Source organism: Aeromonas sp. AE23HZ002T15 (assembly GCF_054165525.2).
The window spans coordinates 1,405,610-1,418,811 of record NZ_CM201342.1; the positions used below are offsets into that span (position 1 = coordinate 1,405,610).

General features: G+C 63.2%; 15 protein-coding genes. 14 read left to right on the plus strand and 1 reads right to left on the minus strand.

The window, feature by feature from the left end:
• The first annotated feature begins 9 nt into the window (after positions 1–9).
• The 14 genes from ACT5M9_RS06375 (at position 10) to ACT5M9_RS06440 (ending at position 12,456) form a co-directional block, all read left to right on the plus strand.
• Positions 10–153, plus strand: coding sequence for a DNA polymerase III subunit delta (locus tag ACT5M9_RS06375; protein WP_457980914.1), 144 nt, complete (start codon positions 10–12; stop codon positions 151–153).
• Positions 153–1,187, plus strand: coding sequence for a DNA polymerase III subunit delta (gene holA, locus ACT5M9_RS06380; protein WP_457980912.1), 1,035 nt, complete (start codon positions 153–155; stop codon positions 1,185–1,187). The genes ACT5M9_RS06375 and holA overlap by 1 nt, the downstream gene beginning before the upstream one ends.
• Positions 1,181–1,828 (plus strand): nicotinate-nucleotide adenylyltransferase, encoded by a 648-nt coding sequence (nadD, locus tag ACT5M9_RS06385; protein WP_457980910.1) that lies wholly within the window; start codon positions 1,181–1,183, stop codon positions 1,826–1,828. Before holA ends, nadD begins: the two co-directional genes overlap by 7 nt.
• 186 nt (positions 1,829–2,014) lie before the next feature.
• Positions 2,015–2,353 (plus strand): ribosome silencing factor, encoded by a 339-nt coding sequence (rsfS, locus tag ACT5M9_RS06390; RefSeq protein WP_457980908.1) that lies wholly within the window; start codon positions 2,015–2,017, stop codon positions 2,351–2,353.
• Positions 2,354–2,373: 20 nt separating this feature from the next.
• Entirely contained in the window at positions 2,374–2,841 is a 468-nt protein-coding gene (rlmH, locus tag ACT5M9_RS06395) for a 23S rRNA (pseudouridine(1915)-N(3))-methyltransferase RlmH (RefSeq protein ID WP_005298242.1), read from the plus strand.
• 191 nt (positions 2,842–3,032) lie between these two features.
• Positions 3,033–4,955: a penicillin-binding protein 2 gene (gene mrdA, locus ACT5M9_RS06400; protein WP_457981649.1), complete on the plus strand. Its 1,923-nt coding sequence runs from the start codon at positions 3,033–3,035 to the stop codon at positions 4,953–4,955.
• A 77-nt stretch (positions 4,956–5,032) separates the two neighbouring features.
• Positions 5,033–6,136, plus strand: a complete 1,104-nt coding sequence (gene rodA / locus ACT5M9_RS06405; protein WP_438551969.1) for a rod shape-determining protein RodA — start codon at positions 5,033–5,035, stop codon at positions 6,134–6,136.
• Complete coding sequence (mltB, locus tag ACT5M9_RS06410; RefSeq protein ID WP_457980906.1) at positions 6,136–7,134, plus strand: lytic murein transglycosylase B; 999 nt, start codon at positions 6,136–6,138, stop codon at positions 7,132–7,134. The genes rodA and mltB overlap by 1 nt, the downstream gene beginning before the upstream one ends.
• Positions 7,076–8,026 (plus strand): septal ring lytic transglycosylase RlpA family protein, encoded by a 951-nt coding sequence (locus ACT5M9_RS06415; RefSeq protein ID WP_457980903.1) that lies wholly within the window; start codon positions 7,076–7,078, stop codon positions 8,024–8,026. Before mltB ends, ACT5M9_RS06415 begins: the two co-directional genes overlap by 59 nt.
• 188 nt (positions 8,027–8,214) lie before the next feature.
• Positions 8,215–9,444, plus strand: a complete 1,230-nt coding sequence (locus ACT5M9_RS06420; protein WP_438551966.1) for a serine hydrolase — start codon at positions 8,215–8,217, stop codon at positions 9,442–9,444.
• Positions 9,445–9,707: 263 nt separating this feature from the next.
• A complete protein-coding gene (ybeD, locus tag ACT5M9_RS06425; RefSeq protein WP_010673756.1) occupies positions 9,708–9,971 on the plus strand; it encodes a DUF493 family protein YbeD in 264 nt (87 codons plus the stop codon).
• Positions 9,972–10,053: 82 nt separating this feature from the next.
• Complete coding sequence (gene lipB / locus ACT5M9_RS06430; protein WP_438551965.1) at positions 10,054–10,731, plus strand: lipoyl(octanoyl) transferase LipB; 678 nt, start codon at positions 10,054–10,056, stop codon at positions 10,729–10,731.
• 79 nt (positions 10,732–10,810) lie between these two features.
• Positions 10,811–11,776, plus strand: coding sequence for a lipoyl synthase (gene lipA, locus ACT5M9_RS06435; protein ID WP_371165303.1), 966 nt, complete (start codon positions 10,811–10,813; stop codon positions 11,774–11,776).
• Between the two features lie 161 nt (positions 11,777–11,937).
• Positions 11,938–12,456, plus strand: coding sequence for a GNAT family N-acetyltransferase (locus ACT5M9_RS06440; RefSeq protein WP_457980900.1), 519 nt, complete (start codon positions 11,938–11,940; stop codon positions 12,454–12,456).
• A gap of 47 nt (positions 12,457–12,503) precedes the next feature.
• Here the strand turns inward: ACT5M9_RS06440 and nqrE are convergent, their stop codons facing one another.
• Complete coding sequence (gene nqrE / locus ACT5M9_RS06445) at positions 12,504–13,103, minus strand: NADH:ubiquinone reductase (Na(+)-transporting) subunit E (protein ID WP_438551963.1); 600 nt, start codon at positions 13,101–13,103, stop codon at positions 12,504–12,506.
• Positions 13,104–13,202 lie beyond the last annotated feature (99 nt).

The window sequence follows — 13,202 nt, forward strand, 5'->3', positions numbered from 1 at the left end:
AGTCTCCTGATGAGAGTCTATCCGGAGCAGTTCGCGGACCATCTCAAGGCAGGGCTCAAGCCCTGCTATCTCATTTTTGGTGACGAACCGCTGTTCAAGAATGAGCAGGCCATCGACCGTGCGTCCTCCCCTCTCAACCAGGCCAGGCTCTGATGCGGATTTACCCTGAACAACTCGCAGACCACCTCAAGGCAGGGCTCAAGCCCTGCTATCTCGTTTTTGGTGACGAGCCCCTGCTCAAGCTGGAAGCCATCGACGCCATTCGTCAGCTGGCGCGCAAGCAGGGTTTCGACGAGCGCCACAGCTTCGTGGTCGAGGCCGGGCTGGACTGGAACCAGGTCTATGACGCCTGCCAGGCCATGAGCCTCTTCTCGGCCCGCCAGATCATCGAGCTGGAGCTGCCCGCCAAGGTCGACAAGGATCTCGCCGCCCGCATCACCGAGATCGGCAAGCAGTTGCACCCCGACCTGCTGCTGGTACTCTCGGGCGGGCGCCTTAACCAAACCCAGATGAAGGCCGCCTGGTTCGACAAGCTGAGTCAGCTCGGCACCTATGTGCCGGTCAACCACCCCGAGCCCCGTTTCTTTCCGCGCTGGATGAGCGCCCGTTTCCAACGCTTCGGTCTCAAGGCGCTGCCGGACGCCATCAACTTCATGTGCCACGCCTATGAAGGCAATCTGCTGGCCGCGAGCCAGGAGATCGAGAAGCTGACCCTGCTCTCACCGCCCCAGCCCATCAGCGTCACCTATCTGCAAGAGACCATCATACGTCACGCCCACTTCACCCCCTTCCAGCTCATCGACTGCCTGCTGGAGGGCAAGGTGAACCGGGCCCAACGCATCCTGCTGGCGCTGCGGGCCGAGGGCACTGAGCCCGGCATGCTGGCCTGGACCCTGTGCCGGGAGCTGGAGCAGCTCACCGAGCTGGCCTTGGCGGCGCGGGCGGGCCAGCCCCTGGTGGAGCACTTCTCCCGCCTGCGCATCTGGCAGAGCCGTCAGCAGCTGATCCAGCAGGCCCTGACCCGGCTGCCCTTCGCCAAGATACAGCAGCTGTGGCAGCTGATGGCCCGGCTCGACGACGCCCAGCGCCGCTTCGACACCGAACAGGCTTGGCTGATGCTGCAAACCCTGGCGCTCGGTTTTCGCGATGGCGCCCCGCTCCCCCTGCTGGAGGCGGAATCATGCTGAAGCCTCCCATCGGGATCCTGGGAGGCACTTTCGATCCCATCCACATCGGCCACCTGCGTCCGGCCATCGAGGCCCGCGAGGCGCTGGGGCTGGCCGAGGTGCGCCTCCTGCCCAACCACATCCCTCCCCACAGAGCCAACCCGTTCTGCTCGAGCGAGCAGCGCCTGGCCATGGTCAGGCTGGCGGCGGCAGAGACGCCGGGATTCGTGGTGGACGAGCGGGAGCTTGGGCGGGACAAGCCCTCTTACACCATAGACACCCTCGTCGAGCTGCGAGCGGAGCTGCCGGACACCCCGATCTGCTTCCTGATGGGGATGGACTCCCTGCTCGGCCTGCCGGGATGGCATCGCTGGCAGGAGCTGCTCGATTACGCCCATCTGGTGGTGAGTGCCCGTCCGGGCTGGCAGCCGGATTACCCGGCCGATGTGAAGGCTCTGCTCGGCCGCCACCTGAGCCAGGACAAACAGGATCTGCATCGCCATCGTCACGGCCATATCTGGCTGGCGGGCAACCTGCCCGTCGAGCTCTCCGCCACCGGGCTGCGGGCCCTGCTGGCAGCGGGGCGGGATCCCAGATATCTGCTGCCGGCCTCGGTCGCGGACTACATCGCCCGGCACAAGCTCTATCAACCGACACCCTGAGGCGCAGCGAGGGCCGGTACGACTATTGTCCGCGCAGGTTGCGCACTATAGTGATCAACAGGGGCTCGCCTCCTTCGAGGTGGCCCCGGATGCCTTCCCCTTTGCCGGACTGGGAAACGGGAATGACCATGATATAATCCGCCGCCCTGAGGTTATGCAGCGCGCCGGACAGAGTAGGAGAAGACATTGCAAGGCCAAGAATTACTCGCCTTTATCGTCGACAAGATCGATGACATGAAGGGCCGCGACATCATCACCCTGGATGTGCGCGGCAAGTCCAGCATCACGGATACCATGATCATCTGCTCCGGCAACTCCAATCGCCACGTCACCGCCATCGCCCACAACCTGGCCAGCGAGGCTCGCCACGCCGGGCTGGATCTGCTCAGCGTGGAGGGTGAACTCACCGGTGAGTGGGTACTGGTGGACATGGGCTCGGTCATCGTGCACGTGATGCAGGATGAATTTCGCGATTTCTACCAACTGGAAAAGCTCTGGGGCGGCCCCCAAGTACAGGTGCAATAAGGGTGCAAGCGTAAAGAACGATGAAGATCCAGTTGATTGCGGTGGGCACCAAGATGCCCGCCTGGGTAGAGCATGGCTTCGAAGAGTACCGTCGCCGTTTCCCCAAAGACATGCCGTTTGAACTCGTCGAGATAGGCGCGGGCAAACGGGGCAAGAATGCCGACATTCCCCGTATCCTGCAGAAGGAAGGGGAAGCCATGCTGGCCGCCGCCGGCCGCTCCCGCATCGTGACCCTGGATATTCCCGGCAAGCCCTGGACCACGGAGCAGCTCGCCGTGCAACTGGAGGCCTGGAAGCTGGATGGCCGCGACGTGGCCCTGCTGGTGGGTGGCCCCGAGGGGTTGTCGCCGGAGTGCAAGGCCGCCGCCGAGCAGAGCTGGTCCCTGTCGCCGCTCACCCTGCCCCACCCGCTGGTGCGGGTGCTGGTGGCCGAGAGCCTCTACCGCGCCTGGAGCATCACCACCAACCACCCGTATCACAGAGAGTGAGCCATGCATTGCATCACCCTCAAACATCCGTATCACAGGGAATGAACCATGCACAGCTGGCGCATCACCCCTCCCTGTCACCCGTATCACAGAGAGTGAAGCATGTTTCCCCTGCGCCGCCTCTCCCGTCGTATTCATGGCACCAGACCCCGGTCTGGTGCCATCGCTCATAAGGTAGCGGCATGCTGAAGATGAAGAATCGCATCGAGATGCGCGACCACAGCGCCGAAGGACGGCTGTTCTTCCGGCGCACCCTGGTCGCCTACATCGGCATGGTGGTGCTCATGCTGGTGCTGCTCGGCAACCTCTACTACCTGCAAGTAGAGTCTTACGACACCTACCAGACCCGTTCCAACGACAACCGGATCCGGGTCGTGCCCGTGGCGCCGCCACGGGGCCTCATCTATGACGCCAACGGCGTGCTGCTGGCGGAGAACCGTCCCGTCTACAGTTTGGAAATAGTGCCGGAAGAGACCGACGATCTGGAGAAGACAGCGGACGCCCTCATCGAGCTGCTGAAGCTGCCGGAGGGGACCAAGGAGAAGTTCCTGGCCGAGGTCAAGCGCCAGCGCCGCTTCAAGCCGGTGCCCCTGTTCGAGAAGCTGACCGAGTACCAGGTCGCCCTCTTCTCGGTCAACCAGCACAACTACCCCGGGGCCAGCATCGAGGCCTACCTCAAGCGTTACTATCCGTTCGGGGATACCCTCACTCACGCCCTCGGCTATGTGGCGAAGATCAACACCCGTGACGTGGAGCGCCTCGAGAAGGAGGACAAGCTCGCCAACTATGCCGCCACCAAGGACATTGGCAAGCAGGGGGTGGAGAAGTTCTACGAGGATCAGCTGCACGGCGTCGCGGGCTATCAGGAAGTCGAGGTCAACAACCGCGGCCGGGTGGTGCGTACCCTCAAGTTCCAGCCGCCCGAGCCCGGCAAGGACATCTACCTCAACATCGATATCCGTCTGCAGTTGAAGGCCCAGGAGCTGCTGGCCGGTCGCCGCGGCGCCATCGTCATGATGGATCCGAACACCGGCGCCATCCTGGCCATGGAGTCGAGCCCTAGCTATGACCCCAACCTGTTCGTGACCGGCATCTCCAGCACCAACTACTCGGCGCTGCTCAACGATCCCGCCCGTCCGCTGGTGAACCGCACCACCCAGGGCATCTACGCCCCCGCCTCCACCGTCAAACCCATGATGGCGGTGATGGGGCTGAACGAGGGGGCCATCACCCCCAACTACCGCTACTTCGGCGGTCCCAGCTTCTCCATCCCGGGCACCACCAAGAAGTTCCGGGACTGGCGCCGCTGGGGCCACGGCTGGCTCGACGTCTATCGCGCCATCGAGGTGTCGGCGGATACCTACTTCTACGATCTCGCCTACCGGGTCGGCATCGACAAGATCAACAGCTACATGACCAAGTTCGGCTTCGGTCAGTATAGCGGCGTCGATCTGTACGAGGAGACCAAGGGGGTCATGCCCTCCCGTGACTGGAAGATGGCGCGCTGGCGCCAGCCCTGGTATCAGGGGGACACCATCTCCATCGGCATCGGCCAGGGCTACTGGAGCTCGACCCCAATCCAGCTGGCCAAGGCCATCAGCATACTGACCCAGAACGGCCACGACGTGACGCCGCATCTGCTCAAGAGCACGGCCTCGGCAGAGGGCGTGGTCAATGCCCCCATCAACCCGAACATCGCTATCGCCGCCAAGAGCGACACCTACTGGCAGGTGGCCAAGGACGGCATGTGGCGCGTCATCAACGGCCACGAGGGCACGGGTAGGCGCGCCTTTGCCAACACCCCCTATGTGGCGGCGGGCAAGTCCGGTACCGCCCAGGTGGTGGGGCTGAAAGAGAACCAGGTCTACAACGCGGCCACCACCAAGGTGGAGCATCGCGACAACGCCCTGTTCGTCGCCTTCGCCCCCTTCGAGGCCCCCAAGGCCGTGGTCGCCCTGGTGCTGGAGAACGCGGGGGGCGGCAGCGCCATGGGGGCGCCGGTCGCCCGCCACATGCTGGATGCCTACCTGCTGCCGCCCGAGCCCCAGTTGCCACCGGCGCCCCAGCCATCCACCCCTGCTCCGGCTCAGGGCGAGGCCACAGCCAATGAGTAATCCTGCATGCCAGAAGGGAGTGAGTTGCCCATTAGCACAGCTCACGGCGCCTTCGACTCCGAGTGAGGTAATGCCCAATGAGTAATTCCGCCCGCCAGCAGAGCATCTGGTACAAGCTGCACATCGACCTGCCGCTGCTGCTCGGCCTGCTGGCCCTGATGACCCTCTCCATGGTGGTGCTCTACTCCGCCTCGGGTCAGGACTTTGACTCCATCGTGCGCCAGCTGGTGCGCGGTGGCCTGGCGTTCGCGCTGATGATAGGACTGGCCCAGCTGCCGCCCTCCCTCTACGGACGCTGGTCCGTGCCCCTGTTCGCCGTGGTGGTGGTGCTGCTCATCGCGGTGGACGTGTTCGGCCATATCGGCAAGGGGGCGCAACGCTGGCTGGACCTCGGCTTCATGAAGTTCCAGCCCTCCGAGGTGATGAAGCTCTCCATGCCCATCATGGTGGCCGCCTGGCTCAGCCGCCACTCCCTGCCCCCCAAGTTCAGCCACGTGCTGATCGCCCTGGTGATGGTGCTGTTGCCGACCTTGCTTATCGCGGCCCAACCCGACCTCGGCACCTCCATCCTGGTGGCGGCCTCCGGCTTCTTCGTCATCTTCCTGGCGGGGATCAGCTGGTGGCTCATCGGGCTGGCAGCCCTGCTCATCGCTGCCTTCATGCCGGTGCTCTGGTTCTTCCTGATGCACGACTACCAGCGTCAACGGGTGCTGATGCTGCTGGATCCCGAGAAAGACCCGCTCGGCCGCGGCTATCACATCATCCAGTCCAAGATAGCGATCGGCTCAGGGGGCGTATTCGGCAAGGGCTGGCTGCAGGGGACCCAGTCCCAGCTGGAGTTTTTGCCCGAGCGCCACACCGACTTTATCTTCGCGGTATTCAGCGAGGAGTTCGGCCTGGTGGGGGTCGCCCTGCTGCTGGTGATCTACCTCTATATCATCAGTCGCTGCCTGTTCATCTCCATGCAGGCCCAGAACAGCTTCGAGCGCCTGCTCGGCGGCGCCCTGACCCTCACCTTCTTCGTCTATGTGTTCGTCAACATGGGCATGGTGAGCGGCATACTGCCTGTGGTGGGGGTGCCCCTGCCCCTTGTCAGCTATGGCGGCACCTCCATGGTGACCCTGATGGCGGGCTTCGGCATCCTGATGTCCATCCAGACCCACAGACGACTGCTCGCCTGATGAGAGGAGGCTGGCTGGCACTCTGGCTCTGTTCGCTCACGGCGGGGGCCACTGTCTCCCCCGAACGGCTGGCCGAACTGGCCAGCCAGCAGCAGGTGCCCCTCGCCGAGCTGCAGGCGGCCACCGCTCAGGCGCAGCTGCGTCAGGAGATCCTCGACACCATGGCCCGCCCCTGGGAGGCCAAGCCCTGGCACCGCTACCGGCCGCTGTTCGTCACCCCAGAGCGGATCAGGGACGGGGTGAGCTTCTGGCAGCGCCACGCCGCCGTGCTGGCGCGGGCCGAGCTGCGCTACCAGGTGCCTGCTTCCCTCATCGTCGCCATCATAGGCATCGAGACCTTCTATGGCCGCCAGATGGGCCGTCACTCCGTGCTCGACAGCCTCTACACCCTGGGCTTTCACTACCCCGAGCGCGCCGACTTCTTTGCCAAGGAATTTGCCCAGCTGGTGCTGCTGGCCCGGGAGGAGAAGTGGCCGCTCACCCGTTTGAAGGGATCCTACGCCGGGGCCATGGGGATGGGGCAGTTCATGCCCTCCAGCTATCGCCACTACGCCGTCGACTTTGACGGGGATGGCAAGCGGGATCTGTTCGCCAATCCGGCGGATGCCATCGGCAGCGTGGCCAACTACTTCGCCGAGCACAAGTGGCGCTGGGGGGAGTCCGTGGTCGAACCCGCCTTGATCGGACTGGCGCCAGTGGATACCCTGCTGACACCCGGCCCGGAGTTCAACCAGCAGTGGCACGAGCTGGCCGCAGCCGGCATCGAACTCGCCGCCCCGCTGGCCCCGGATACGCCAGTCAAGCTGCTGGCCTTGGAGCAGGCAGACGGACCCGAGTACTGGGTCGCGCGCCACAATTTTTATGTGATCACCCGCTATAACCGCAGCCCCCTCTATGGGATGGCGGTGCATCAACTCAGTCAAGCAATCCAGGACGCTTATGCATTACAGCCACAGACTTCTTCCCCTCAGCCTGACCTTGTTGCTGGCCGCCTGTAGCAGCCAGCCGGAGCCTCAGCCCCTTCCCGAAGAGCCCGTCCAGCAGGAAAAACCGCAAGTCATCGAGATCCCTCAGGCCACCGGCGCCATCCCGCGCCCCGAGCCCCTGAGTGCGAGCGGCAACCGGGACTACTGGATCGGCAAGCAGAAGTACGAGGTGTGGCGCGACATCAAGCACTATCAGGAAGAGGGGACGGCCAGCTGGCTCTCCCGGGATCTGGACGGCCAGAAGACCGCCAATGGCGACGTGCTGGACAGCAAGCTGTTCAGCGCCGCCCACCGCAACCTGCCGCTGCCGAGCTATGTGCGGGTCACCAACCTGGACAACGGGCTGGAGACCATAGTTCGCATCAACGATCGCGGCCCCTTCGGCAGCGATCGTCTCATCGATCTCTCCCATGCGGCGGCCAAGCAGCTGGAGATGGTGGAAGGGGGGGAGGCCCGCGTGCGCGTCGAGCTCATCAGCGACACCCCGGATCAGATGGTCGAGATGGTCCCCATGATCCCGATGCAGCCCATGCAACCGGCAGCGACCGCCGAGGAGGGCACCTTCCTGGGCGAACCCAAGCCGGCGGCTCCGGCACCCGCCCCTGCGCCAGCCACCCCGCCCAAGGCCACAGCCAAGCCGGTTGCCACCGCCACCACCACGGTCACGGCGACTCAGGCCGCCAGCGGTCAGGGCAAGATGATCCAGGTGCTGGCGAGCGGTTCCCAACCCAGGGCCGAGGCCCTCGGCAAGGTGATGACCCAGCGCTACGGGGTGCCCTATCAGGTGGTGGCCCACGGCGCCATCTTCCGGGTCCTGCTGGGGCCGGTTACGGCCGATCAGCAGACCGCCTTGCTGGAACAGATCCGTCAGGGTGGGCTGGAGCAGGCCTTCATCGTTCCCTGAGGGGGAAACGCTGCACCACAACCCCCTGCGCGCGGTATCACGTCGTATCCCGGCGTGATACCGCGCATTGGGCCATAAAATCCCAGCCAGATCGCATGTCGGGCTATGACCGACCAGCACATCTGGTATAGTGAAGCCCGCTTTTTTTAACATTGGGTACACCCCATCCAGGCACCAGGAATTTCAAGATGTCCAAATTTGCCCGCTCCGTCATTCTGGCCTCCCTGTTAAGCGCCACCGCCCAGGCCAACCAGCCAGTGCCGACACCGGATTCAGCCCTGCCGACCGCCCAACCGGTCCCGACCCTGAACGCCGCACCCATGGTCGTGCCTGCCGCGCCGGAAATCGCCGCCAAGGCTCACATCCTGATCGACTACTACTCCGGTCAGGTGCTGGCTGAGCAGAACGCCGAAGAGCGTCTGCCCCCCGCCAGCCTGACCAAGATGATGACCTCCTACATCATTGGCCAGGAGCTGGCCAAGGGGAACATCAAGCGCACCGACATGGTGACCATCAGCCAGAACGCCTGGTCCAAGAACTATTCCGACTCCTCCAAGATGTTCATCGAGGTGGGCAAGCAGGTCTCCGTCGATGATCTGAACAAGGGCATCATCATCCAGTCCGGCAACGACGCCTGCGTCGCCATGGCCGAGTACCTGGCGGGCAGCACCGACTCCTTCGCCAGCCTGATGAACAGCTGGGCCGCCAAGCTCGGCATGAACGACAGCCACTTCATGAACCCCCACGGCCTGGATGCCGAGGGTCACTACAGTACCGCCCACGACATGGCGCGTCTGGGTCAGGCCCTCATCCGCGATCTGCCGGAGGAGTACAAGATCTACGCCCAGAAGTCCTTCGTCTTCAACGGCATCACCCAGCACAACCGCAACCGTCTGCTGTGGGATCAGTCCCTGCAGGTAGATGGCATCAAGACCGGACACGTCAGCCAGGTCGGCTACAACCTGGTCTCCTCCGCCACCAACAATGAAGGCATGCGCCTCATCGCGGTGGTGCTGGGTGCCGGCAGCGAGGCCACTCGCGCCGCCGAGAGCAAGAAGCTGCTCACCTACGGTTTCCGCTTCTTCCAGAGCCTGACCCCCTACAAGGCTGGCACCGAGCTGGTGACCCAGAAGATCTGGATGGGTGACAAGTCCGAGGTGAAACTGGGCGTGGATCAGGACGTCTCCGTGCTGGTCACCCGTGGTCAGGGCAACAACCTCAAGGCCGACTTCCAGCTCGAGAGCGAGCTGAAGGCACCGCTGGCCAAGGGTCAGCGCGTCGGTACCGTCTTCCTCAAGCAAGGGGACAAGGAGATCAAGCAGGTTCCCCTGGTTGCCCTGGAAGAGGTGCAGGAAGGTGGCCTGATGAGCCGCCTGTGGGATTACCTGGTGATGCTGGTTTCCAGCTGGTTCAAGTGATCCACGCACAATATTGACCAAACAGCGGCGCCAACAGGCGCCGCTGCTGCCTCTGGCCTGTCCAACCAGTCAATAACCCTGCAAACTGCAGGTTCCGCCGACAACCGATTTGTGGTAAAAAGCAGCACCTCCACGACTTGTCGCATCCCCCGGGCCTTGATCCCGGCGTGGGCCGTGCCCATATTGACAGGGACTGGCGGCCCCGCGGGGCCATGCAAGATTAAAGATGACGTCGCCCTGTGGACGACGAAAAAGGTGAGCAAATGAATACCAAGTTTGATGAACTGCTGGAGTTCCCCTGCAAGTTCCCGTTCAAGGTGCTCGGCGTGGCCGACCCCGCCCTGCCGGACATGGTGGTGGAAGTGCTGCAGCAGCACGCCCCCGGCACCTACAGCCCGACCGTTCAGCCCAGCTCCAAAGGCAACTATCACTCGGTTCGAGTGACGGTCACCGCCCAGAGCAAGGAACACATCGAAGCCATGTACACCGCCCTTGGCAAGATCGAGCTGGTGCGCTACGTCCTGTGAGTCGCCTCCCTCGCCCCGCCTCAGGGGCGAGCAATTTTTGAGTACCCGGTTTCTGGGTGCAAGCGCCCGTCAGTGAGGAAAGATGTCACTTCAAACGCCTGCTCAGCCACAGTTGCTCGTCAGACAGCTTGGCCGCCGCCCCTACCAGCCGGTGTGGGATGCCATGAAGGCTTTCACCGACAGCCGCACCCCCGACACCCCGGACGAGTTCTGGGTGGTGGAGCACGATCCCGTCTACACCCAGGGTCAGGCCGGCAAGGCCGAACACCTGCTCGCCCCCGGTGACATCCCCGTGGTGCAGAGCGATCGCGGTGGCCAGGTGACCTATCACGGCCCGGGTCAGCTGGTGCTCTACGTGCTGGTGGATGTGCGCCGCAGCAAGCTCTCGGTACGCGAGCTGGTGACCTGCCTCGAGACCGCCATCATCAATACCCTGGCGAAGAGTGACATCTCGGCTTACGCCAAGGCCGACGCCCCCGGCGTCTACGTGAAAGACGATCTCGGCATGGAGGCCAAGCTGGCCTCCCTGGGCCTGCGCATCCGCAAGGGCTGCTCATTCCACGGGCTAGCCCTCAACGTCGACATGGATATGACCCCCTTCCTGCGCATCAACCCCTGTGGCTACGCGGGCATGGCCATGACCCAGACCAGCGCCATCGGCGGCCCACAGAGCGTGGCCGAGGCACAATCCGTGCTGGTAATGGAGTTGGCCAGGCTGATCGGCTATCAAGGGATCACGAATACCGAAGAGGCGGCATGAACAGACTCATGCCCCGCGGTCATCAGGGCACAGCCCGAATGACCATCAATCAGACAATAACAAACACCGAGAGTGAATCATGAGCAAACCCGTTCGTATGGAGCCGGGCGTCAAGCTGCGCGATGGCGACAAGATGGCCCTGATCCCGGTGAAATTCATGCCGGATCCCAACGAGGAAGTGCTGCGCAAGCCGGACTGGATGCGGATCAAGCTGCCGCCGTCGAGCCAGAAGATCGAGCACATCAAGAGCACCCTGCGCAAGAACAAGCTGCACTCGGTATGTGAAGAGGCCTCCTGCCCGAACCTGGCGGAGTGCTTCAACCATGGCACGGCCACCTTTATGATCATGGGCGCCATTTGCACCCGTCGCTGTCCCTTCTGCGACGTGGCCCACGGCCGCCCGCTGGCGCTGGATCCCGATGAGCCGAAGAAGCTGGCACTGACCATCAAGGAGATGGGCCTCAAGTACGTGGTGATCACCTCGGTGGACCGCGACGATCTGCGGGACGGCGGTGCCCAGCACTTCGCCGACTGCATCAAGCAGATCCGCGAGCACAGCCCCCAGACCCGCATCGAGATCCTGACCCCGGACTTCCGCGGCCGGATGGAGCAGGCCCTCGAGGTGTTCCGCGAGACCCCGCCGGACGTGTTCAACCACAACCTGGAAACCGCCCCGCGCATGTACCGGGTCGCCCGTCCGGGGGCCGACTACAAGTGGTCGCTGGAGCTGCTGCGCCGCATCAAGGAGATGCACCCCCATGTGCCGACCAAGTCCGGTGTCATGATGGGTCTGGGTGAGACCAACGAAGAAATAGTGCAGGTCCTCAAGGACTTGCGCGAGCACGGCGTCAACATGCTGACCCTGGGCCAGTATCTGCAGCCGAGCCGTCACCACCTACCGGTGAAGCGCTACGTGCCGCCCGCAGAGTTCGACGAGCTCAAAGACGTGGCCATGGATCTCGGCTTCTCCCACGCCGCCTGCGGTCCCTTCGTGCGCTCCTCCTACCACGCGGATCTGCAAGCCAAGGGTGAAGAGGTCAAATAACCTCGCACGAAAGAGAGGTCAAGTAAGCCTCCCTGCCACAGACAGCAAAAGAGCGCCCTTGGGCGCTCTTTTTATTGAGCATTCCGGACTCGGCCAGCCCCTTGGCTAACCCGGACTCCGGGGTTAAGGTAGCGGCTCCCTTTCCTTGAGCGAGGCACAGGATGCCAACCCCTATCGTTCGTCTGATCCCCATGGGTGAGGCGGATTTTCCCGCCTACCGCGCCTACTTCATCGACGACTACGCCCAGGATCTCGCCAGCAATCACGGGCTGACCCTGGCCGATGCCCGCCAGCAGGCCGAAGTTTCCTTGCAGCAATACCTGCCCCGAGGGGCCGCCACGCTGGACCAGAGCCTGCTCTGCATCATTCCTGTCAGCAACACTATGAGTGGCAATACGGGAAACGAGGTCACATCGACGGCGAGCATAGCCGGCTATCTCTGGCACTGTGTCGACGGCACCGCCCACACCACCTTTATCTATGACTTCTACATACTCCCGGCTCATCGCGGCCAGGGGTATGGCAAGGCCGCCATGGCGGCGCTGGAAGCCGAGTTGAAGTGCCTTGGCGTCAGCCAGATCAAGCTTCGGGTCGCCTATGACAATCCCAAGGCCAGGGCGCTCTACGAGGAGCTGGACTTTCACATCACGGGCTACAACATGGCCAAGACGCTCGGTTGATGGCCCCCGCCATCAACCCTCCTCCCAGTTTCGGTTCGCTCGGGCCCTCAGAGCGAGATCCCGGAAAACGACATAAAGCCCAGCGACATCAGCCCCGCCACGATAAAGGTGATGCCGATGCCCCTCAGCCCCTCCGGCACATCCGAGTATTTCATCTTCTGGCGCAGGCCGGCGATGGCGACGATGGCCAGCAACCAGCCGAGCCCCGAGCCCGCGCCATACACTATGGATTCGATGAAGTCGTAATCCCGCTGGGCCATAAACATGACGCCGCCGAAGATGGCGCAATGCACCGTCAGCAGCGGCAGATAGATGCCCAGCGCGTGATAGAGGGCCGGGAAATGTTTGTCGAGCACCATCTCCATCACCTGCACCAGGGCCGCCAGCACCCCTATGTAGACGATGAAATCGAGAAAGCTCAGATCAAACTCCCCGAGGAAGGTGCTGTCAGGACGCAGGATATGGCGGTAGATCAGGTTGTTGAGGGGGATGGCGATCACCATCACCACCAACACCGTCATGCCGAGGCCGAAGGCGGTGTTGATGTTCTTGGAGACGGCCAAGAAGGTACACATGCCGAGGAAAAAGGCCAAGGCCAGGTTTTCGACAAAGACAGAGTGAATGAACAGGCTTACATAATATTCCATCGGATAGGCTCACGGATTTGCGCAGACAGGGCCGGCCCCAGGGCGAAGGGCCTTGGGACGGGATCAGGAAGCGCGTGGCGAACGCCGGGAATGGGCAGT